The sequence below is a fragment of the Faunimonas sp. B44 genome, from assembly GCF_052655945.1.
This window is the reverse complement of sequence record NZ_JBQYEX010000003.1, coordinates 421,767-443,312: the sequence shown is the minus strand read 5'-3', so window position 1 is coordinate 443,312 and position 21,546 is coordinate 421,767. Positions and strand designations below refer to the sequence as shown.

Annotated in this window: 22 protein-coding genes and 1 pseudogene; 17 read left to right on the top strand and 6 right to left on the bottom strand. The window is 69.6% G+C overall.

Annotated features, from left to right (window positions below; genetic code table 11):
• Position 1: 1 nt before the first annotated feature.
• Complete coding sequence (gene fabI, locus ACUN0C_RS08255) at positions 2-823, bottom strand: enoyl-ACP reductase FabI (protein WP_445465852.1); 822 nt, start codon at positions 821-823, stop codon at positions 2-4.
• A gap of 125 nt (positions 824-948) precedes the next feature.
• Here fabI and ACUN0C_RS08250 point away from each other — a divergent pair, with 125 nt between their 5' ends.
• The 5 genes and pseudogenes from ACUN0C_RS08250 (at position 949) to ACUN0C_RS08230 (ending at position 4,188) form a co-directional block, all read left to right on the top strand.
• Positions 949-2,373 (top strand): FAD-binding oxidoreductase, encoded by a 1,425-nt coding sequence (locus ACUN0C_RS08250; RefSeq protein ID WP_445465851.1) that lies wholly within the window; start codon positions 949-951, stop codon positions 2,371-2,373.
• Positions 2,370-2,771, top strand: a pseudogene (locus ACUN0C_RS08245) (NUDIX domain-containing protein); the annotation flags it as partial. The gene ACUN0C_RS08250 and the pseudogene ACUN0C_RS08245, both read left to right, overlap by 4 nt.
• Before the next feature lie 153 nt (positions 2,772-2,924).
• On the top strand, positions 2,925-3,305 hold the full coding sequence (locus tag ACUN0C_RS08240) for a PRC-barrel domain-containing protein (RefSeq protein WP_445465982.1): 381 nt from the start codon (positions 2,925-2,927) through the stop codon (positions 3,303-3,305).
• A gap of 109 nt (positions 3,306-3,414) precedes the next feature.
• Complete coding sequence (locus tag ACUN0C_RS08235) at positions 3,415-3,849, top strand: TIGR02301 family protein (protein WP_445465850.1); 435 nt, start codon at positions 3,415-3,417, stop codon at positions 3,847-3,849.
• Between the two features lie 81 nt (positions 3,850-3,930).
• Positions 3,931-4,188, top strand: coding sequence for a hypothetical protein (locus ACUN0C_RS08230; RefSeq protein ID WP_445465849.1), 258 nt, complete (start codon positions 3,931-3,933; stop codon positions 4,186-4,188).
• Here ACUN0C_RS08230 and ACUN0C_RS08225 read toward each other — a convergent pair.
• Positions 4,180-4,818 (bottom strand): LysE family translocator, encoded by a 639-nt coding sequence (locus ACUN0C_RS08225; protein WP_445465848.1) that lies wholly within the window; start codon positions 4,816-4,818, stop codon positions 4,180-4,182. The two genes, ACUN0C_RS08230 and ACUN0C_RS08225, sit on opposite strands and share 9 nt — an antisense overlap.
• Positions 4,819-4,926: 108 nt before the next feature.
• On the opposite strand from ACUN0C_RS08225, the gene ACUN0C_RS08220 reads away from it, so the two are divergent.
• On the top strand, positions 4,927-5,958 hold the full coding sequence (locus tag ACUN0C_RS08220) for a hypothetical protein (protein WP_445465847.1): 1,032 nt from the start codon (positions 4,927-4,929) through the stop codon (positions 5,956-5,958).
• A gap of 3 nt (positions 5,959-5,961) precedes the next feature.
• Here ACUN0C_RS08220 and ACUN0C_RS08215 read toward each other — a convergent pair whose 3' ends face one another.
• Both ACUN0C_RS08215 and ACUN0C_RS08210 read right to left on the bottom strand, forming a co-directional pair.
• Complete coding sequence (locus ACUN0C_RS08215) at positions 5,962-7,383, bottom strand: lipopolysaccharide biosynthesis protein (protein ID WP_445465846.1); 1,422 nt, start codon at positions 7,381-7,383, stop codon at positions 5,962-5,964.
• Between the two features lie 85 nt (positions 7,384-7,468).
• Positions 7,469-8,800: a dihydroorotase gene (locus ACUN0C_RS08210; RefSeq protein WP_445465845.1), complete on the bottom strand. Its 1,332-nt coding sequence runs from the start codon at positions 8,798-8,800 to the stop codon at positions 7,469-7,471.
• Between the two features lie 84 nt (positions 8,801-8,884).
• Here ACUN0C_RS08210 and ygfZ point away from each other — a divergent pair, with 84 nt between their 5' ends.
• The 11 genes from ygfZ (at position 8,885) to glgP (ending at position 19,162) form a co-directional block, all read left to right on the top strand.
• Positions 8,885-9,730: a CAF17-like 4Fe-4S cluster assembly/insertion protein YgfZ gene (ygfZ, locus tag ACUN0C_RS08205; protein WP_445465844.1), complete on the top strand. Its 846-nt coding sequence runs from the start codon at positions 8,885-8,887 to the stop codon at positions 9,728-9,730.
• Complete coding sequence (locus ACUN0C_RS08200; RefSeq protein ID WP_445465843.1) at positions 9,730-10,371, top strand: hydrolase; 642 nt, start codon at positions 9,730-9,732, stop codon at positions 10,369-10,371. Before ygfZ ends, ACUN0C_RS08200 begins: the two co-directional genes overlap by 1 nt.
• 23 nt (positions 10,372-10,394) lie before the next feature.
• Positions 10,395-10,913, top strand: a complete 519-nt coding sequence (locus ACUN0C_RS08195; protein WP_445465842.1) for a tyrosine phosphatase family protein — start codon at positions 10,395-10,397, stop codon at positions 10,911-10,913.
• Entirely contained in the window at positions 10,906-11,910 is a 1,005-nt protein-coding gene (locus tag ACUN0C_RS08190; RefSeq protein WP_445465841.1) for an NUDIX hydrolase, read from the top strand. The genes ACUN0C_RS08195 and ACUN0C_RS08190 overlap by 8 nt, the downstream gene beginning before the upstream one ends.
• Complete coding sequence (locus ACUN0C_RS08185) at positions 11,907-12,260, top strand: hypothetical protein (protein ID WP_445465840.1); 354 nt, start codon at positions 11,907-11,909, stop codon at positions 12,258-12,260. The genes ACUN0C_RS08190 and ACUN0C_RS08185 overlap by 4 nt, the downstream gene beginning before the upstream one ends.
• A 78-nt stretch (positions 12,261-12,338) precedes the next feature.
• The gene (locus ACUN0C_RS08180) at positions 12,339-13,874 is read left to right on the top strand and encodes an FAD-dependent oxidoreductase (protein WP_445465839.1); all 1,536 of its coding nucleotides are present in this window, start codon (positions 12,339-12,341) and stop codon (positions 13,872-13,874) included.
• A 100-nt stretch (positions 13,875-13,974) separates the two neighbouring features.
• On the top strand, positions 13,975-15,150 hold the full coding sequence (locus ACUN0C_RS08175) for a 4-hydroxybenzoate 3-monooxygenase (protein ID WP_445465838.1): 1,176 nt from the start codon (positions 13,975-13,977) through the stop codon (positions 15,148-15,150).
• A 93-nt stretch (positions 15,151-15,243) separates the two neighbouring features.
• Positions 15,244-15,777, top strand: a complete 534-nt coding sequence (locus ACUN0C_RS08170; RefSeq protein WP_445465837.1) for a methanogen output domain 1-containing protein — start codon at positions 15,244-15,246, stop codon at positions 15,775-15,777.
• On the top strand, positions 15,767-16,798 hold the full coding sequence (locus ACUN0C_RS08165; protein ID WP_445465836.1) for a histidine kinase dimerization/phosphoacceptor domain -containing protein: 1,032 nt from the start codon (positions 15,767-15,769) through the stop codon (positions 16,796-16,798). The genes ACUN0C_RS08170 and ACUN0C_RS08165 overlap by 11 nt, the downstream gene beginning before the upstream one ends.
• Positions 16,798-17,388, top strand: a complete 591-nt coding sequence (locus tag ACUN0C_RS08160; RefSeq protein WP_445465835.1) for a response regulator — start codon at positions 16,798-16,800, stop codon at positions 17,386-17,388. Before ACUN0C_RS08165 ends, ACUN0C_RS08160 begins: the two co-directional genes overlap by 1 nt.
• A gap of 82 nt (positions 17,389-17,470) precedes the next feature.
• Entirely contained in the window at positions 17,471-19,162 is a 1,692-nt protein-coding gene (gene glgP, locus ACUN0C_RS08155; protein ID WP_445465834.1) for an alpha-glucan family phosphorylase, read from the top strand.
• On the opposite strand, the gene folK is transcribed toward glgP, so the two are convergent.
• Positions 19,150-20,613: a 2-amino-4-hydroxy-6-hydroxymethyldihydropteridine diphosphokinase gene (gene folK, locus ACUN0C_RS08150; RefSeq protein ID WP_445465833.1), complete on the bottom strand. Its 1,464-nt coding sequence runs from the start codon at positions 20,611-20,613 to the stop codon at positions 19,150-19,152. The two genes, glgP and folK, sit on opposite strands and share 13 nt — an antisense overlap.
• Positions 20,610-21,518 (bottom strand): dihydropteroate synthase, encoded by a 909-nt coding sequence (folP, locus tag ACUN0C_RS08145; protein WP_445465832.1) that lies wholly within the window; start codon positions 21,516-21,518, stop codon positions 20,610-20,612. Before folP ends, folK begins: the two co-directional genes overlap by 4 nt.
• Between the last annotated feature and the right edge of the window lie 28 nt (positions 21,519-21,546).

The window sequence follows — 21,546 nt, the reverse complement described above, 5'->3', positions numbered from 1 at the left end:
GTCAGTCCTTGACGGTGGTGATGTCCGGGGCGTCGACCGCCTTCATGCCGACGACATGGTACCCGGAATCGACGTGGTGCACCTCGCCCGTGACCGAGCGGCCCATGTCGGACAGGAGATAGACGGCGGAATTGCCGACGTCCTCGATGGACACCGTGCGGCGGAGGGGCGCGTTATATTCGTTCCACTTGAGGATGTAGCGGAAGTCACCGATGCCCGAGGCGGCGAGCGTCTTGATCGGGCCGGCGGAGATGGCGTTCACGCGGATCCCCACCGGGCCGAGGTCGACGGCGAGATAGCGAACGCTCGCCTCGAGCGCCGCCTTCGCGACCCCCATGACGTTGTAATGCGGCATCACCTTCTCGGCGCCGTAATAGGTCAGCGTGAGGATCGAGCCGCCGTCCGTCATCAGCTTCTCCGCGCGCTGCGCGATCGCCGTCAGCGAGTAGCACGAGATCTGCATCGTGCGGGCGAAGTTCGCCTCGGTCGTGTCGACGTAGCGGCCGTCGAGCTCGTCCTTGTCGGAGAACGCAATGGCGTGGACGAGGAAATCGAGCCCGCCCCATTCCTCCTGGAGACGCGCGAACACCGCGTCGATGGAGGCCGGGTCGGTGACGTCGCAATGGCCGGCGACGAGCGCGCCGAGTTCGGTCGCGAGCGGCTCGACGCGCTTCCGGAGAGCATCGCCCTGATAGGTGAGCGCCAATTGCGCGCCAGCGTTGCGTGCGGCTCTGGCGATGCCCCAGGCGAGCGAACGATTGTTCGCCACGCCCATGACGAGGCCCCGTTTGCCCCGCATCAGTCCGCTCTCTTCGGCGCTCATGCCATCCTGCCCGCTCTGCCGACGGCAAGAAAGACCACCAACCGCCGCTTCGGCCCTAATGGCATGACGAGGCACGGCCATCAAGCCGCCTCGACGAAGGCTCCCCCGCGCTTTATTGACTGCACATGCCGCAAATAGCCGATTCCGAAACCCTGCTCGCCCGGCTCGCCACGATCGTCGGTGAGCGCCACGTCATCACCGGCGAGGCGGAAAAAGCGCGCTACCTGAGCGAGTGGCGAGGCCTGTACCACGGGCGCACGCCCGCCGTCGTCAGGCCCGGATCGACGGCGGAGGTGGCGGCGGTCCTGCGTCTGGCGTCCGAGACCCGGACGCCGATCGTCCCGCAGGGCGGCAATACGGGCCTGGTCGGCGGACAGATCCCCGACGCGACGGGGCGCGAGCTCCTCGTGTCGCTCGAGCGGCTGGACCGCATCAGGGGCATCGACCTCGAAGGCGCCACCATGACGGTCGAAGCGGGCGTCGTTCTCGAGCGCATCCAGGATGCGGCCGAGGAAGCGGGCCTGTTCTTCCCGCTCGCGCTCGGCGCGCAGGGCTCCTGCCGGATCGGCGGCAACATCTCCACCAATGCCGGCGGCACGGGCGTCCTGTCCTACGGCAACACGCGGAGCCTCGTCCTGGGGCTGGAGGTTGCGCTTCCGAGCGGCGAGGTGTGGGACGGGCTCCGGGCGCTCCACAAGGACAATGCGGGTTACGACCTGAAGCAGCTCTTCATCGGCGCCGAAGGCACGCTCGGAATCGTCACCGCCGCGGTCCTGAAGCTCTTCGCCCAGCCGCGCGGGCGCGGCGTGGCGATCGTCGGCCTCGCCTCCCCGAGGCACGCACTGGCGCTGTTCCGGCTGGCCCGGGAGCGGGCGGGTTCGATGCTGACCGGCTTCGAGCTGATCGGCCGTTCGGGGATGGAATTCGCGATCCGCCACCTTCCCAACGCCCGCGATCCGCTCGCCGAGAGCCATCCCTGGTACGTGCTGGTCGAAGTGTCGTCCGGCCGGAGCGAGGCCGATGCCCAGGGCCTGCTGGAGGCCGTGCTGGCCAGCGGCTTCGAGAACGAACTGCTCTCGGATGCGGCCATCGCGGCATCCGGCGAGCAGATGGCGGCGTTCTGGCATCTGCGGCACGGGCTGAGCGAGGTGCAGAAGCACGAGGGCGCCTCGGTGAAGCACGACGTCTCGGTGGCCGTCCATCTCGTCCCGGACTTCATCGACAGGGCCATCGCCGAGGTCACGGCGGCGGTTCCGGGCTGCCGCCCGATCCCCTTCGGCCACATGGGCGACGGCAACATCCACTTCAACATCAGCCAGCCGATCGGCGACGCCCCCTCGTCCTTCATGGCGCGCGCCGGCGACCTCAACCGGATCGTGCACGGCATCATCGCCGAACTGCACGGCTCGATCGCGGCCGAGCACGGAATCGGCCGGTCGAAACGCGATCTCCTGCGAGAGGTGCGCAGCCCGGTCGAGCTCGACCTCATGCGGCGGGTGAAGGCGGCGATCGACCCGCTCGGGATCATGAACCCCGGGCGCGTGCTCTGAGCGGGCGGGCCGCGGCGGGCGGCGAATCCGGCGCGACCGGGGAAGCGGCCGCCTCGGTCGAAGGCGCGAGCGTCATCCTCCTGCGGCGCGATTCGGTCCTCCTCGTGGAGCGCGGAAAGCCGCCCGCCCTCGGGATCTGGAGCTTTCCGGGCGGCCGCGTCGAGAGGGGCGAATCGCCCGAGGAGGCCGCGCGGCGCGAGTTGATGGAGGAGACGGGGCTCCGGGCGGACCGTCTCATCCGCATCGGGCGCTTCCGGCCGCTCCCCGGCCAGTCGCCCTTCGTGCTCACCGTCTTCGCCGGGCGGGCGGCCGAACCGGCCGACCCCGCTGCGGGCGACGATGCCGCCGCCGCCCTCTTCATCCCGTTCGAAACCGTCGGCGAGCGGCGGCTGACCCCCGGCGCCATGCCTTGGATCGCGAAGGCGATCGATGCTGTCGCGTTTCAGAAACAACCCGTCGGCCGCGCCCGGAACGGCAAGGTCGAGCCGGCGTTGAGCGAGGGGACGCTTGGTCGTCCCGTCCGGGAAAGCACGGAAGTGGAGGAGGTTCCCATGGCAGTTGCGCACGGTACACCGGGCACGGTGAATTCGCCCCACCCGCTCATCGCCAGCGACCGGGTGGAAGGCACGGCCGTCCTCCGCCCGAGCGGCGAGAAGATCGGCACGATCGAGCGCGTGATGATCCACAAGATCACGGGCAAGGTGGCCTATGCCGTCATGTCCTTCGGCGGCTTTCTCGGGCTCGGCGAGCGCTACTTCACGGTTCCCTGGTCGAAGCTCGACTACGACCCGGCGCTCGATGGCTACGTCATGACGCTCACCGAGGAGCAGCTCAAGGCCTCCCCGGAGGTCGATGCCGAGGGCGAGATCTGGAACTATCGCCGCCGCGAGGAAGAGCTGCACAAATACTACGACGTGCCGCCCTACTGGTGAGGTCGCCGTCCGGCATTGGTGCACCCGAGGACTGACACGGCCGCGGATCGCGGGGGCGCACGCAAGTGCGCCCTTGCCGGGCCCGTGTCGAGCCGTGATTGTGCGCGCCATGTTGAGAGCGCTCGCCTTGATCCTCGTCCTCGCGCTTGGCGCGACTGCCGCCAGCGCACAGGCTCCGCGCCAGAAGCCTCAGGACGCGCCTGAACAGTCTTCGCCGCCGCCGACCCCGGCGGAGCCGCCGCCGCCGATCTACGATTCGCAGCTGCAGCGCCTCTCGGAGATCCTCGGCGCGCTCCATTTCCTCCGCGCGCTTTGCGGGGCAGGCGATTCGGCGCAATGGCAGGAGGAGATGCAGGCGCTCCTCGATGCCGAGAAGCCGACGCCGATGCGGCGCGCGCAGCTCGTCGCCCGCTTCAACTACGGCTTCGAGACTTACAACGCAGTCTACCGGGTCTGCACGCCGTCCGCCCAGCGCGCGATCGCGCTTTATCTCACCGAGGGCGAGCGCCTGTCCGACGAGATCAGGCGCCGCTTCGGCCAATAGCGCCGTTAACGATTTCTTACCCTTCCTCGCCCGGCAGCCGGTCGCCGTGTTATGCCGAATTCTGCCGGACAGGGGGGAATCGTGCAGCATTCGATCGAAGCGGACGAAATGGACGACATCGCCGAGCAGAAGCGGGAAGCGCTTCGGCTGGTGTTCGAAACCTGGCGCGAAGCCTCGGGGGCAGGCGTCGAGCCCGAAGTGCTCGCCCACGTCTCCCTCTTCACCGCGCTCCGCAATCTCGTGGAGATCTATGGCGAGGATGCCACGGCAGCCTTCGCCGGCCGGCTGTCGGAACGGATCCTCGGCGGCGAATTCACCGCCCCGGTCCTCCTAAACTGAGAGACGCAGCCCGAGCTGGGCGAGGATGAGCACGGCGAATCCGATAAGCACGTAGCCCGCCCAGTGGCTTAGGCGGTTGAGCCAGTCCTCGGCGAGCCTGTGCCTGTGGGTGACGATGGTCCCTGCGACCACGGTCCACCAGGCGGCGCAGCCGAGCGCCACGCCGATGACGAGCGAGAGCGCGGCCATCAGATCGCCTTCCTCGGGTGCGTAATGGCCCAGGGACGAGAACAGCACGGCCGAGCCGAGCAGGGCGCCCGGATTCGTGATCGTCAGCATGAACGCGCCGGCGAAGGCGCCGAACCCCTGCCGCTTGCTGGCGGTCCCCGGCACCCTGAGGCGCTGCGCCCGTCGCGCCATCCGCCAGCCGACGAAGACCAGCACGGCCGATCCGATCAGCTGCAGCATGACCGAATGCTCCTGGATTTCGTCCGAGATCGCCGTCACGCCGAAGGCGGCGATCGCGGCGAAGATGGTGTCGGCGAGCGCCCCGCCCGATGCGGTCACGAGGGCTGCCGCGAAGCCGTGGTGCAGGGCCCGCTCTGCGGTGAGGATCGCGACGCTGCCGACGGGGATCGAGACGGCGAGGCCGATCAGCGCACCCAGCAGTACGTGGATCAGGGGAGACATCCGGCGTCCGTGCAGGGTGACGTGTTGCTCATCCGCGCTTTCAGGATGCCGCCGCGATCGGTAACACTTTTCGGAAATGAAATGCACCAGCGTCCGCGGAGGTCACGCATGAAATCGGCACGACTGGTTCCCGCACTGACCATCGCCTGTCTCGCCTTGCATTCTGTGCACGGCAGTGCGTCCGCCGAGCCGCAGGCCGGAGCGGTCCGGCTCGCCCAGGCAGGGACGGGGCTTCCGTCGGCGCCCGCGCCGGAGATCGCGCCGGGCGGCGTCACCCCGCCGCGCGACCTCGCCCCGGAGGCCGCGCCTCCGGACGCCATGCCGCCGGACTCCGGCACGCCGGAGGGCATGTCGCCCGACGCGCAGCCGCCCGGGGAGTCCGCGCCCGACCTTGCGGAACCAGTCCCGCCGCCCGATGCAGCGCCCGCGACTCCGGACGCGCCGTCCGCTCCCGAGGACGGCGACGAAGCGGCTCCCGAGGAAGGGGTCCCCGATGTCGCGCCCGAGACGGCTCCGGGGGAGGCGGTGCCCGCACCCGAATCGTCGCCTGCGCCGGGTGACGGCCCGGGCACGCCGCAATCCTCGCCGGACGCCGGAGGACCATCCACCGAAGCGCCGCCTCAGGCCAACGATCGCATCATCGTGCAGCCGATGCCGCCGTCCGTGCCAGGCGCGCCGGAGATCCTCAGGTCGCCGGACCAGATGACGGAGGCTGCGCGCAGGACGTGGAGCGACCTGATGGAGGCGGCCCGGTCGGGCGACCTGGAAAGGCTGCGGCCGCTCATTGAACGCCAGTCCGAGCCGCCGAGCTTCGCCTTCGACGCGGAGCTCGAGGATCCGATCGAATACCTCCAGAGCCTGTCGGGCGATCCCGAGGGGCGGGAAATCCTGGCGATCCTGCTCGAGATCCTGGAGGCCGGCTTCGTCCGCGTCGAGGAGGGCTCGGCAGGGGACATGTTCGTCTGGCCGTACTTCGCCCATTACCCGCTCGACGCGCTGACGCCCGAGCAGATGGTCGAGATGTACACGATCCTCACCTCGGCCGACTATCAGGAGATGCGGTCCTACGGCGCCTACATCTTCTTCCGGGTGGGGATTTCGCCGGACGGCGCCTGGCGCTTCTTCGTCGCCGGCGACTGATGCTCACTCGGCAGGCGTGGGCGCGTCCCGCGCCGGCAGCAGCCCCTTCAGCGCCTCAGTGGAGGGTCTGGCCGAGATGATCGTGGTGTCGATGCCGAGCCGGCTGCGCGCCGCGATGGCTAGCCAGAACGCCCGCAGGCAGAGCGCTGCGGAGGTCCCGAGTGCCGCGCCCGCGATCCCGAACGGGATGATGAGCGCGACGTTCAGCGCGATGTTGACGACGATCGTCGCTACATAGGTCCATGCCGCCCATGCGGCGTGCCCGGTCATGTTGAGCAGGTCCTCGGCCGGGCCCGCCGCAACGCGCACGATGAGGCCGACGCTGAGGATGAGGAGCGTCATGTAGCCGGCGTCGTAGTCGCGGCCGAACATGCCGAGAAGGAGATGGCCGCCGGCGATCACGGCTGCGGCGACCACGACCGAGAGGGCGGTCGTCCAGAACGTGACCTCGTGCGTGATCCGCTTGAGCCGGTCGAAATTGCCGAGCGCGTGATTGGCGGAAAAGAGCTGCGCCGTTCCGACCGACGCCGCATAGGGGATGAGCTGGATCACCTGGATGATGCGCGTCGCGGCAAAGTAGACGGCGAGCTCCTCGGGACTCACGAAGAAGGAGAGCACGAGCACGTCGGCGAAGGCGAAGAGCTGCGCGGTGCCGTACATGACCGAGAAGGGGATCGAGCCCCTGATCCATTCCGCGCGGCGATAGGACCGGCCGCCCGCCTCGACCACCTTCGAGAGCCGGCGCGCGATGCTCCACCATTGCGCGGCGAGCGAGATGGCGAGCGTCGCCGTGAGGCAGACATAGGCCGTCGCCGCGGTCGCATCGGCGCCGAGCGCGACCGCGGCCACCATCAGCACCAGCAGGAGCCCATGCCGCATGATGTAGACGGGGAAAAGCGCCGGCATCGTCCAGGAATAGGCCCGCGCGACGCCTTCCAGGAATCCCTGCAGCGAGGCGAAGGGCAGGCCGACCAGCATGAACAGCATCGGCAGCACGTAGGCATGCTCGATGTACGGGTCGGCGAGCGTGATCGCGGCCGCCCCGACCAGGCCGAAACCGATCGCGGCCACCAGCACGACCACCCAGCCGAGCCGCAGGAAGCCGCGCAGGTTCTCGAGCTCGCCGCGTTCCCGGAACTCGGGGATGTAGCGGATCGGGGACTCCGCGAAGCCGAGGTTCGCGACGGTTCCGATCACCAGGAACCACACCCAGGTATAGGCGAACACGCCGTACTCGAACTGCCCCATCAGCCGCGCCAGCACGACCTGCGAGCCATAGACGAGGACGGCATTGGCCATCCGGATGAGGAAGGCGAGCGCGGTCGCCCGGCGGGCGAGCGCGGGCTCGTCCTCGGCTGTCATGGTGTGGCGGAGCACGGCCAGGAGACGTCGGCCGGTTTCCGCATAGCCGCTGCTCTGATTCAATCGGCGCCCCGGCGCTCAAGCGTCGTTTCGATCAGGCAACTTAGCAGGACGGGCTTAAGGAGCTGTAAGCTAACCGGCTGCTTGGTTACCGGTCGGGGCGCAGGCTGGCCTGGAACCGCACCGCACGGCCGATGCCCGGCGCGACGAGTTCGCCTTCCCACATGACCCGCCGGCCCCGGACGACGGTTCCGACCGGCCATCCCGTGACCGCCATGCCGTCGTAGGGGGTCCAGCCGCAGCGCGACGCGATCCAGTCGTTCCCGATCGTGACCGCGCGCCGGAGGTCGACGACGGTGAAGTCGGCATCGTAGCCGACCGCGATGCGGCCCTTGCCGACGATGCCGAAGAGGCGCGCGGGCCCCGCGCTGGTCATGTCGACGAAGCGCTCGATCGAGAGCCGGCCCCGCGCCACATGGTCGAGCGTGACGGGCACGAGCGTCTGCACCCCGGGCATTCCGGACGGCGATTGCGGATAGGGCTTCGCCTTCTCCTCGTGGGTGTGGGGTGCATGGTCGGAGCCGAGAATATCCGCCGTCCCGTCGGCCAGACCGGCCCAGATCCCGTCGCGGTGACGTGCCGCCCGGACGGGCGGGTTCATCTGCAGATAGGTCCCGAGGCGGCCGTAATCGTCGGCCGAGAGCGTCAGGTGATGCGGCGTCACCTCGATCGAGGCGTAGTCCTTGCAGGCGGCGAGGTACTGCATCTCCTCCGCGGTCGATACGTGCAGCACGTGGATGAGCGCGCCCTCCTCGCGGGCGATCGCCGTCAGCCGCTTGGTGCAGGAAAGCGCAGCCTCCTCGTCGCGCCAGACCGGATGGCTGGACGGGTCGCCGGGGACGCGCTCGCCGAGCCGCTCCTGCAGCCTGAACTCGTCTTCCGAATGGAAGGCGGCGCGCCGCCGGGTCTGGCGGAGGATCGCGCGCACGCCCGCGTCTTCGGCCACGAGGAGCTTGCCGGTGGACGAGCCCATGAAGACCTTGATGCCGGCCGAGCCGGGCAGGCGCTCCAGCTCCGGAATGTCGTGCACCGTATCGACCGTGCCGCCCACCCAGAAGGCGTGGTCGCAATGCATGCGGCCGCGGGCGCGGGCGAGCTTGTCGGCGAGCGTTTCCGCCGTGACGGTCAGGGGAGCGGTGTTCGGCATCTCGAACACGGCGGTGACCCCGCCCATGACTGCGGCGAGGGACCCCGTCTCCAGGTCTTCCTTGTGCTCCGCCCCCGGTTCTCGGAAATGCACCTGCGTGTCGATCACCCCCGGAAGCACGTGCAGGCCGGTGCAGTCCACCACCTCGCCGGCCGAGGCGGAGAGGTCGCCGATCGCGGCGATCCGTCCGCCGGCGACGCCGACATCGCGGCGGCCGACGCCGTCCTGGTTCACCACCGTGCCGCCGCGGAGAATGAGATCGAAGGAAGCCATCGTGCCGTCCAGGTCGAGTGTTTGCCGAGCCGCTCCGGTCCGCTAGCCTAGGACGACCCGCTTTGCCAGAAGAACCGGACCGCCATGCCGACAGCCTGCCTCCACGATCGCGCGGTGCTCCCGATCGCCGGGCCTGACGCCGCCGCGCTGCTCCAGAACGTGCTGACCCTCGACATGGGTGCCGTGGATCGCAGCGGCATCGGCTACGGCGCGCTCCTCACGCCGCAGGGGAAGATCCTGGCCGACTTCCTCCTGCACAAGGCGGCGGACGGCTACGCCTTCGACCTGCGCGCGGACGAAGGGGAGATGCTGGCGAAGCGCCTGAAGCTCTATCGGCTGAGGGCGCGCGTCGAGATCGGCGAGCCGACCGGGGAGCGCGCGGTCTTCGTGGCCTGGGGCGGCTCGGAAGGCGGCCGCCGCCGCGACCCCCGCCTGCCCGATCTCGGCGCGCGCTGGATCGCAGCTCCGGAAGAGGAAATGACGGACGCCGAGCAGGACGCCTGGCACGTTCACCGGATCGCCCTCGCCGTTCCGGAAGGCGGCCTCGATTTCGCGTTCGGCGACGCCTTTCCGCATGACGCGGCGATGGATTCGCTCCACGGCGTGGCCTTCGACAAGGGCTGCTATGTCGGCCAGGAAGTGGTGAGCCGGATGCGCCACCGCGGCACCGCGCGCCGGCGCATCGTGGCCGTGCACAGCGCGCACGGCGGCCGCGAGCTGCCGGAGCGCGGCGCCGAGATCGTGGCGGGCGAAAGGTCTCTCGGGCGGCTCGGCACGTCCGCGAACGGAACCGGCATCGGCCTCGTCCGCCTCGACCGCCTCCGGGAGGCGCTCGATCTCGGGCTGCCGGTCCGCGCCGGCTCGGAGGAGGTGAACGTCGCGCTGCCGAGCTGGGCCACCTACGACTGGCCGGCGGTCGGCGAACCCTGATGCCGGACCGGACCGGCGCCCCGCCGCGAGCCTGGCAGCGCATGCTGTCCGGCCGGCGGCTCGATCTGCTCGACCCATCGCCGCTCGACGTGGAGATCGCCGATATCGCGCACGGCCTCGCGCGCGTCGCACGCTGGAACGGCCAGACACGCGGCGACCACGCCTACTCCGTCGCGCAGCACTCGCTTCTCGTGGAGAAGATCCTCGTCCTCCGCCGTCCGGGCGCACTGCCGGTCGAGCGCCTCTCAGCGCTGCTCCACGACTCTCCGGAATACGTCATCGGCGACATCATCTCGCCCTTCAAGGCGGTCCTCGGCGACGGCTACAAGGCCGTCGAGCGCCGGCTCCTGAAGGCGATCAGGGTGCATCATGGCCTCCCCGCCGAGGTTCCGCCGCGCCTTGCGCTCGCCATCAAGAAGGCCGACCAGGTCGCCGCCTATCTCGAGGCGACGGAGCTCGCCGGTTTCTCCGTCGACGAAGCGCGTCGGTATTTCGGCAGGCCGGAAGGGCTGCCTCGGGCCGATCTCTCGCCTCTTTTACTGCCCTGGCCCGCGACCGAGGCCGAATCGCGCTATCTCGAGGCCGTCGCGGATGCCACGGAAGCCGGCAGGACGCCTGACGTGGCCGCAGCATCCTTGTAGAGTACGCGCCGAGAGCCCCGGTCATGAGCACGATCCACGTCTGTCCGCTGTCACGGCTGCACGACACCGTATCGGTCTGTGGGGCGCGCCGAATCGTGACCCTCATCAACAACCAGACGCAGGTCGTCCGGCCGGAGACCGTCGCCGAGCCGGACCACCTGTTCCTCGGCTTCAACGACATCAGCGAGCCGGCCGAGGGATTGGTGCTCCCCGGCGAGGACCACGTCCGGCGGTTCCTCGACTTCGTGGGCAGCTGGGACCAGGAAGGGCCCCTGGTGATCCATTGCTGGGCCGGCGTCAGCCGCTCGACGGCGGCCGCGTTCACGGCGGTGTGCGCGCTCAGGCCCGATCTCGACGAGGAGGAGATTGCCTGGCGGCTTCGCAGCCGCTCGCCGCAGGCCTCGCCGAACCGGCGGTTCGTGAGCCTCGCCGACGGGATCCTCGGGCGCGGAGGGCGGATGAACCAGGCCATCGAGCGGATCGGCCGCGGCGCGGACTGCTTCGAGGGAACGGTCTTCTCCCTCTCGGTCTCGGATGACTGAGGGGGCCGCCCCCGCCTGGCCGGCCGCAAGCCCGCCCGCCATCGAGGTCGGACTGAACGCCGCGATCGTGGCCGTCGAGAAGAACGCGCCCCTCATCCTCGTCATCGAGCCGGTGCAGCCGGAGCGCTTCGAGAGCCTGCCATTCGGCCCGTTCGACCCCTTGCGGCACCGGACGATGGAGATCGGCCTCAGGGAGTGGGTGGCCGCCCAGACTGAGCTCAGGCTCGGCTACGTCGAGCAGCTCTACACGTTCGGCGACCGCGGCCGGCACGCCGAGCCGGGCGATTCCGCGCCGCACGTGATGTCGGTCGGCTATCTGGCGCTCGCGCGCATGTCGGCCGACGCGGCCGATGCGCTCGCCCGCTCGCACGCGCAGTGGCGGCCCTGGTACGACTACTTTCCCTGGGAAGACTGGCGTGAGCACGAACCGCGCCTGATCGCGTCGATCATCCTGCCCCGTCTGGAGGCGTGGTGCGCGGAGGCGGTCGATCCGCTGCGGGCGGAAAGCCGGCGGGATCGGGTCCGGATCGCCTTCGGCGGAGACGAACTTCCCTGGGACGAGGAGCGCGTCCTCGACCGCTTCGAGCTCCTCTACGAGGCCGGGCTGGTCGAGGAGGCGATTCGCGACGGCAGGGCGCCCGCGCGGACGAGGACGGGCGGGGCGCATCTCGGTCGTCCGATGCTGCACGACCACCGGCGGATCCTCGCTACGGCGATTTCGCGCCTGCGCGGCAAGCTCAAGTACCGTCCCGTCGTCTTCGAGCTGATGGCGGAGACCTTCACGCTCACCGAGCTGCAGCGCACGGTCGAGGCGATCTCGGGCCGAAGGCTCCACAAGCAGAACTTCCGCCGCCTGGTCGAGCAGGGCGAACTCGTGGAGCCGACCGGCGGCTCGAGCCTCTCCACCGGCGGGAGGCCGGCCGCCCTCTTCCGCTTCCGGCGCGAAGTCGTGCAGGAACGGCCGGCGCCGGGTCTGCGCCTCGGTGTCCGGGCATGAGCGGACAGGCCGGATCCCACCGGTTTCGGCGCGCATTCGGGCGGACCCTCGCCGCCGGGCTCGCGCTCACCGTGCTGACCGGCTTCAACCGGGCGGATGCGCTGCATTTCCTCGATGGCCGATGGAGCGGCGACGGCATCACGCTCACCATCAACCGCTGGACGATGCAGGGGAACGACGATCCTGCGAAGCCCTTCCAGTGGGATCCGATCCGCATCCGGGACGCCACCGCGCCCTGGATCGTCTTCATGATCGGCAAGGAGGTCTACATTGTCACGATCGGCGAGGATCGGGACGAGATCAGCGTGTTCGTGCGCGGCCGGCCGGCCACGCTCCGGCGGGTGCGCTGATCCCGGCCGGGCCCGGCGCGGAACGGTTCCCTCTTCCTGCCGTTTCCTGCCCGGACCGACGAACGGCAGGGCACCAGCATGAATTCGAGTTCCGAACGGAGCACCTCACTCTGGATGGAGACGAATGCGGCCGAAGGACCGCCGCCGCTCGCCGGCGAGGACAGTGCCGACGTCGCGGTGGTCGGCTCCGGGATCGCCGGGCTCTCCACCGCCTATGAACTCGCACACGCCGGGCGGTCGGTGATCGTCCTCGACCGCGGGCCGCTGACGGGCGGCATGACCTCCCGCACGACCGCGCATCTCGCTTCGGCCTGCGACGACTTCTATCACGAGCTCATCGGAATGCACGGCCTGGAGGATGCCCGCGCGTTCCACCAGAGCCAGGTGGCGGCGATCGCCCGGGTCGAGGCGATTGTGGAGGCGGAGCAGATCGACTGCGACTTCCAGCGGGTCGACGGCTATCTCTTCGCCGCGTCGGCGGAGGATCGCGACCTGCTCGACCGGGAGCTCGCCGCCTGCCGCGAGGTCGGCGCCGAGGAGGCCGAGCTGCTCCCGTCCGCGCCGCTTCCGGGCGCCGAGGGGCGGGCGTGCATCCGGTTCCGCGGGCAGGCCCGGTTCCATCCGCGGAAATACCTCAACGGGCTCATCGCCGCGCTCCGGCGGGACGGAGCACGCCTTTACGCCAACACCGCCGTCGAGAGCGTCGACGAGGCAGAGGGCGGCGTCACGGTCCGTTGCGTCGGCGGCGCCACCGTGCATGCCAAGGCGGCGGTGATCGCGACCAACTCGCCGGTCAACGACTGGCTCGCGATCCACAGCAAGCAGGCGCCCTATCGCACCTACGTGGTCGCCGGACCCGTGCCGCACGGCTCGGTTCCGGACGCTCTCTTCTGGGACACGGCCGATCCATACCACTACGTCCGCCTGCAGCCGCGCGACGACGGCCAGGATGTCCTGATCGTCGGCGGCGAGGACCACAAGACCGGCCATGCCGGTGCCGACGAGATCCAGGACAGGCTCGAAAGGCTGGAAGCCTGGGCGCGCGGCTTCTTCCCGAGCCTCGGCGCCGTCGAGCGGCGCTGGTCCGGCCAGGTGATGGAGCCGTTCGACGGCCTGCCCTTCATCGGCCGCAACCACGGCAACGCGGAAGTCTACGTTGCCACGGGCGACTCGGGGCAGGGCATCACGAACGGGGTCGCCGCAGGCATCCTCCTGCGGGAGCTGATCTTCGGCCGGGAGCATCCCTGGGCGGCGGCGTTCGACCCGCGCCGGAAGGCCACCTCCACGGGTGCGGCCAGGGAATTCCTGAAGGAGAACATCGACGCCGCGGCCCATGTCGCGGCCCACCTCACGCCCGGCGAGGTCAGGAGCATCGACGATCTGCAGCCCGGCCGCGGCGCAATCATCCGCCAGGGCATGACGAAGGTCGCGGCCTACAAGGCCGAGAGCGGCCGCCTCTACATGCACTCGGCGACGTGCACGCATACCGGCTGCGTGCTCGAATGGAACCCGTTCGAGGTCTGCTGGGACTGCCCCTGCCACGGATCGCAATTCGCGCCGGAGGGGGGCGTGCTGAACGGCCCCGCGATCCATCCCCTGCGGACGCTGGAGTAGGTTCCAGCAGGCGGGAATTGGCAAGCGCGGTGGGGTTTGCGTCATCGCCCTCGCGTGCGGCCGCGCTTAAGGCTGGGCGCGCAGGCAAGCGGAGGAGAGGATGCGGACACAGGTCGGGATCATCGGGGCCGGCCCCGCCGGGCTCCTGCTTTCGCACCTCCTGCATCTGGAAGGGATCGAGTCGGTCGTCCTCGAGGACCGCAGCCGCAGCTATGTGGAGAACCGGATCCGCGCCGGCGTGCTGGAGCAGGTCACGGTCGACCTCCTCAACGATGCCGGGCTGGGCGGCCGGATGCGCCGCGAGGGCCTCGTCCACGACGGCATCGAGATCGCTTTCTCCGGCGTGAGGCACCGGATCGATTTCCGCGAGCTGACCGGGGGAAAGGCCGTCACCGTCTACGGCCAGCACGAGGTCGTGAAGGACATGATCGCGGCGCGCCTCGCCGCCGGCGGGCAGATCCTCTTCGAGACGCGCGCCACCGCCTTCGCCGGCATCGACACGACCCGGCCGCGCATCGCCTTCGAGCACGAAAGCGGGACGGGCGCGGTGGAATGCGACTTCGTCGCCGCCTGCGACGGGTTCCACGGCGTCGGCCGGCCGGCTATGGCCCACCGGCTGCAGGTCTTCGAACGGCGCTATCCGTTCGGCTGGCTCGGCATCCTGGCCGAGTCGCCGCCGCCCTCCGACGAGCTGATCTACGCCAGCCACGAGAGCGGCTTCGCGCTCTACAGCATGCGCACTCCCGAAATGGCGCGGCTCTACCTCCAGTGCGACCCGGACGACGACATCGCGAACTGGCCCGACGCGCGGATCTGGGCGGAACTCCACATGCGGCTCGACGACGGGGAGAGGGCGCTCCTGCAGGAGGGTTCCGTGCTCCAAAAGGGCATCACGCCGATGCGCAGCTTCGTCGTGGAGCCGATGCAGGAGGGCCGGCTGTTCCTTGCCGGAGACGCCGCCCACATCGTCCCGCCGACCGGGGCAAAGGGCATGAACCTCGCCGTCGGCGACGTCTTCGTGCTGGCGCGCGCCATCGCCGACCATGTCCGCACCGGCCGGTCCGAGCGGCTCCATGCCTATTCGCAGACCTGTCTGCGGCGCATCTGGAAGGCGCAGCGCTTCTCCTGGTGGATGACGTCCATGCTCCACCTCTTCCCCGGTGCGACCCCGTTCGAGCGGCGTGTCCAGCTGGCCGAGCTCGACTACGTCACCGGCTCGCCCGCCGCCTCGAAGGCGCTCGCCGAAAACTATGTCGGGCTGCCTTTCGAATCGTAGCCATCCACAGCCCGTCCGAGGCGCTTGAACTCGTCCGCCGCAGCGGGTAGGAGAGATCGGGCGGCATGACGGAACTGCTGACGGGTCCTTGCGATGAGCAATTCGCCGTCCGTTGCCGAGGTTGCCCTTCCCCTCGAGCGCGATTTCTTTCTCCGGTCCCTGGTGCGGGAACTGTCGGGCACGCTCGAGGAGGTCGTCGGCCTCGAGGAAGCGTCCGGCTATATCAGCATCGTGGGCGATGCGATCGGGCGGGACATGGACGCCGGCTATCGCGGTGCGCTCCAGGTCGACCGCCTGAGTGCCGACCAGGTGCGGGACGTCCTCGTCGATCTGAAGCGCCGGATCCAGGGCGATTTCTTCGTCATCGAGGAGACCGAGGACCGCATCGTCCTCGGCAACCGGCGCTGTCCCTTCGGCGAGATGGTCGCCGGGCGCCCCTCGCTGTGCATGATGACCTCCAACGTGTTCGGACGCATTGCGGCGGACAATCTCGGCTATGCGAGGATTGCTATTCCGCAATCGATTGCGCAAGGTGATCCCGGCTGCGTGGTCGTCGTCCACCTGCGACCGCCGGGTGAGCCGGAGCCGGGCGCACGGGAATACTATCGGCGTGTTCATGAGCGATGAGGCCGGTCTTCAGCGCACCATGGAATTCGAGAGACTGTTCAACTTCCTGCAGGAGCCGATCTTCGTTCTGAGCCGCGACGGATCCATTCGGAAGGCGAATGCTTCGGGGATGAGCTTCCTCGGGGGAGACTCCCCGACTGCGCTGGTCGACGCGGTCGAGGACCGTGCAGCGCTGTTGCGGCTGCTCGACGTCGCAGCCGGCGTGGCGATGCCGGTGCCGGGCGCGCTTGTGCTGCGCCGCGCGGACGGGTCGAGCCGGCGCGTTCCTGTCCGGGCGGCCGTGTTTCTCCCCGGATCTCCGGACGCCGCCCTGTTGCTTCGGGTCCTGCCGGCGCAGGACAACCAGTTCCTGACGCTGACCCGCAAGGTGCGGGAGCTGGATGCCGAGATCCGCGAGCACCGCAGGACCGAGGCGGCTCTCGCCCGCGCGCTCGATGCGAGCCGGGCGATGCTGAACGAGCTGCACCACCGCGTCCGCAACACGACGCAGATGCTTCTCGGGATGCTCGCCGGCGCGCGTCGGAATGCCGCCGAGCCGGCCGTTCTCGCCCTCCTCGCCATGCTCCGGCGCCGGCTGCTCGCCATCGGCGCGGCGCAGCAGATCCTCTACAGCGCCGACCGCATGGACGCCGTTCCGCTTCGGCCGCTCGTCGAGAACCTGACGGGTTCGCTCCTGGAGAACACGCCCGGCGTTCAGCTCGCGCTCTCGCTGGAAGACCGCGACGTCCCGAGCGATCTCGCGGTCCCGCTCTCGATCATCCTGGCGGAGCTCGCGGTCGCCGGCGCGGCCGGGATTTCGGCGCGCGGCAGCGGGACCTTGGCCCTGGCGATCCGCTCGAATGGGGATGCGGTCGAGATCGCCGTCTCGTGCTCCGGCGACGGGCTGCCGGACTGGGACCGCGTTTCAGATCGGCGGACGGTCGACGGCCTCGTCCAGCAGATCGGCGGGACGCTCGCGCCGCTTGCGGACGGGTTCGTCCTCCGCTTCCCCGATCAGGCGCGCGGGATGGTCTCGCCGTGATGCGGCGGTACGCAGCCTATGCCCCAGCGGCCGAAGGCTTCCCGGGAGTGGAAGGTCGCTGGACGAAGGCGGGAGCGGCTCCTGCCGGCTTGCTCGGGCTTTCTGCGGTCCGCCTTGCGGCGTCCGGACCCGACGGGCGCCTCCCCGCCGGCTCCCGCGCCGCGACCGAGACGCAGACGAGCATCGACGGCCAGGAAGCGCGCGTCGCGAGGCTGGCGCCCGAACCCCGGATCATGATCGTCGAGGACGAGTGGTTCATCGCCATCGAGAGCGAGGCGATCCTTACCGGACGCGGCTATCGGGTGGTCGGCACCGCTACGAGCGCCGACGAGGCGGTGGCGCTGGCCGAGCGGGAGCGTCCGGATCTCGTTCTGATGGACATCAGGCTGCGCGGGACGCGGGACGGGGTGGACGCAGCCCTGGAGATCCACCGCCGCTTCGGCATCGTTTGCGTCTTCGCGACCGCCCATTCGGAGCCGACGCTTCAGACCCGGGCGGCCGACGCCTGTCCTGCAGGCTGGCTGACGAAGCCCTTTTCCGAGCGGCAGCTGATCGAGGCGGTGGAGCGCGCACTCGAGTCGCGGGGGTGAGCGTTTCCGGTGCATCGAAGGCGGAAAAGTCATCCGACGTTCAGATAATCCATGTTTCCTCGGTGCGACCTGAAGGCACCCGATGGCCCCGCTCGACACGTTCATCCTGAGGCGACGGATCGCCTATTTCAGCATGGAGATCGCGCTCTCTCCCGCGATCCACACCTATGCCGGCGGCCTGGGCGTGCTCGCCGGCGACGTTGCGCGCTCCTGCGCCGACCTCGACCTGCCGGTAGTCTTCGTCACACTGGTCAGCCGCTCCGGCCATTTGCGCCAGGAGATCGACGCCGCCGGCCGCCAGGTGGAGCACGGCGATCCCTGGAACCCGGCGGAATGGGCGACGCCGCTCGGCGCGATGGTGGCGGTCGAGATCGAGGGCAGGCGGGTCTGGCTGAGGCCGTGGCTCCACGTGCTGACTTCCCCGCTCGGCAACACCATCCCGGTCATCCTGCTCGATACCGACGTCGAGCAGAACGCCGAGAGCGACCGGCTCATCACCGACCGGCTCTACGGCGGCGACAACGCCTATCGTCTGAAGCAGGAGATCGTGCTCGGCCTGGGCGGCGAGCAGATGCTGAGGGCGCTCGGCTTCCGGATCTCGAAATACCATCTGAACGAGGGCCATGCGGCGCTGCTGACGCTCGCGATCCTCAAGTACCAGCGCCGCCGAACCCGCAGCTGGGCCGGCGCGCTGCTCTACGAGGTCGATCCCGTCAGGGCGCGCTGCATTTTCACCACGCATACACCCGTCGAGGCCGGGCACGATCGCTTCCCCTACGATCTCGTCGAGCGGACGCTCGGCTCCTTTATCGAGATCGACCAGCTGAAGCTCCTCGCCGGCAAGGACGAGCTCAACATGACCTGCCTGGCGCTGAACCTCAGCGGCTTCGTCAACGGCGTGGCCCAGCGGCACACGGAAACGACCCAGCGCATGTTTCCCGGCTATCAGATCCGGGCCATCACCAACGGCGTTCATGCCGCGACCTGGGCCCATCCGCGCGTCGCCGAGATCTTCCAGGACGTGGCGCCCGGCTGGAGCCACGAGCCGGAGATCCTCGCCCGCGCCGACGTGATGTCGGACGAGGCCATCTGGCAGGCCCACCAGGCCGCGAAGGGCGAACTCGTGGCCAAGGTAGCCGAGCTGACCGGGAAGGCTCTCGACCCGGCGCTCCCGATCCTCGCCTTCGCTCGCCGGATGACCGGCTACAAGCGGCCGGACCTCCTCTTCTACGATGTCGAGCGGCTCCGCCGCATCGCGGCGAAGCGGCCGTTCCAGGTGGTGCTGGCCGGCAAGGCCCATCCGAAGGACTGGGACGGCAAGCGCCTGATCGAGCTCCTTCACCAGCGCATGCGAGAACTCGAAGGCGCGGTTACGGTCGCCTTCCTGCCGAACTACGATTTCGGGCTGGCGCGCTATCTCGTTTCGGGTGCCGACATCTGGCTCAACACGCCGTTGCCGCCCTACGAGGCGTCGGGCACCAGCGGCATGAAGGCCGGACTGAACGGCGTCCTCAATCTCAGCGTGCTCGACGGCTGGTGGGTGGAGGCCTGCCTGGAAGGCGTGACCGGCTGGGCCATCGGAAAGGACCACGAGAACGGCGAGCATTCCGCGATGGAGCTCTACGACAAGCTCGAGACCATCGTGCTGCCGCTCTGGTACGAGGACCGCGCGCGCTGGATCTGGATGATGAAACAGTCGATCGCCAAGATCGGCTACTACTTCAACAGCCAGCGCATGATGCGCCGCTACGCGAGCGAGGCCTATCTCGGCTGAAGCGCGGCTTCGGCCGGGTCGCCCATCTCGGCGACGAGGCGTTCCACGTCCTCGCGGCGGCAGAGCTCCGTCCCCGGCGTCAGGACCGCGGCCGCGCCGGCCGCGACTCCGAGCCCGAAAGCCGCCCGAGGCGCCATTCCGGAGGCCAGCCCGAAAGTCATCGCACCGAGAAAGCTGTCGCCGGCGCCGACAGCCGAACGGGCCTGCACGGGCGGTGCCACGAGGCGCACCGTCTCGTTCTTCGTGGCGAGGAGAGCGCCTTCGGCGCCGAGCGTGAGGGCGACCATCTCCGCCGCGCCGCTCGCGACCAGCCCGCGTGCAGCCTCGTCCTGCGCCGCGGCCGTCGGCAGCGGTTTGCCCGCAAACGCCTCGAGCTCGGAAAGGCTCGGCTTCACGAGGTGGATCCCGCCGCGCCGGAGCGCCTCCTTCAGGGCCGGTCCCGAAGTGTCGAGGATGAACCTCGCACCCGCCTTCCGCGCCGCATCCGCGATGTCGGCATAGATCCCCGGCCGCACGCCTCTGGGCAGGCTACCGCTCGCCACGAAATAGCGGCAGCGCACCTTCTCCACGAGATCGAGGCAGGCGGCGATCTCCGCCTCCGAAACCTCCGGCCCGTCCGGCACGAAGCGGTATTCGAGCCCCGTTGAGCGCTCGAAGACCATGTAGCTCACCCGCGTCTGGCCGCCGATCTGGATGAGCCGCCGCGGAATGTCTCCGCGGCCGAGGAGCTCGTCGAGCACCGCGCCCGTCGTTCCGCCGACGAGCGCGATCGCGAGCGCGTCGCCGCCGAGCTCGTGCACGACGCGCGAGACGTTTATGCCGCCGCCGCCCGGATCGAAGCGTTCCCGCTCGGTCCGGACCTTGTGCGTGGGCCGGACGCGCTCGGCTTCGCTTGAACCGTCGATCGTCGGGTTCAACGTGAGCGTCACGATCGGCGTTACCACGCCCTCGACCGCGCCCTGATGCCAGCCGGCGCGCGCGAGGCACCGCATGCCGGCCTGGTCCGCGCGGGCGAGCCACTCCCGGGCGGTGCGGTGGCCGATGCGCGCGTCGGGCCAGACGTCGACCAGAGGCGCGAGGGCAAAGGCCCGCTCCGCCAGCCGCGGGTGAGGGATCGAGAGGCCGTCCTCCTCCACATTCATCTCGCCATAGACGAGAATGTCGATGTCGATGACGCGCGGCCCCCACCGCTCGTCGCGCTCGCGGCCGAGGCTGCGCTCGACGTCCAGGACGGTGTCGAGCAAAGCGTGCGGGTCGAGATCCGTCTCGATCCGGACGGCTGCGTTCAGGAAGGCCGGCTGGTCCGTCAGGCCCCAGGGCGGCGTCTCATAGAGCGCCGATACCGCCGCCACGTGGATGCGGGGGGTGCCGGCGAGGCGCGCGATCGCCGCGCCGATATTCTCCATGCGGTCGCCGAGATTGGCTCCGAGGCCGAGAACGCTGCGGATCACGAGGTCGCTCGCTCTGCTCTTGCGCGCCGGATCGCATGGGCGATCCGTGCCGCGTCCACATGGGGAACGACGTCGTGCGCCCGGACGATCGCCGCGCCGGATAGCATGCTTGAGAAATGCGCCACCGTGCTGGCGGTGACCCGGTCCTCGGTGACGCGCCCCGTCAGCTTGCCGAGGATGGACTTCCTCGAGATCCCGGCGAGGACCGGGAAGCCGAGTGCGCCGAACTCGTCGAACCGCGCCAGCATCTGGACCTGCTGCTCCGTCGATTTCCCGAATCCGAAACCGGGGTCGAGCACGATCCGGTCCTCCTTCACGCCGGCGCACGCCGCGATCGCGAGCGACGTCTCGAAGAAGGCCAGGCACGCTTGGACCGGGTCGCCTTCGGTGCCGGTGGAGGAGCCGAGGAGCCCCGGATTGTGCATGATGACGAGGCCGGCCCCGGCCGCCGCCGCGACCGCCGCCATGTCCGGATCGCCCTGGAGGCCACGGATGTCGTTCACGATCTGCGCGCCGGCGTCGAGCGCTGCGGCGGCGACGCTCGCCTTGATGGTGTCGGCCGAGATCAGCGCCTCCCGCCCGGCGAGCGCATCGATGACCGGCAGGATACGTCGGCGTTCCTCGTTCTCCGGGACAGGTGTGGCGTTCGGGCGCGTCGATTCCCCGCCGATGTCGAGGATCGCCGCACCGTCGGCGACCATGCGACGCCCCTCGGCGATCGCCCTCTCGTGATCGGCGAACTTGCCGCCGTCCGAAAACGAATCCGGCGTGACGTTGATGATGCCCATCACGAGCGGCGGAATCTCGCCGGCGCGCCAGCGGCGGAGAAGCGAGGCGAAGCCGCCGCCGCGATCTGCGCTCGCGCCGTTCGGCTCAGGCAGGCTCTTTCCAGGGAAGGCAGACATTCCGCACCGCTAGCCGAAGGCCCGGCGC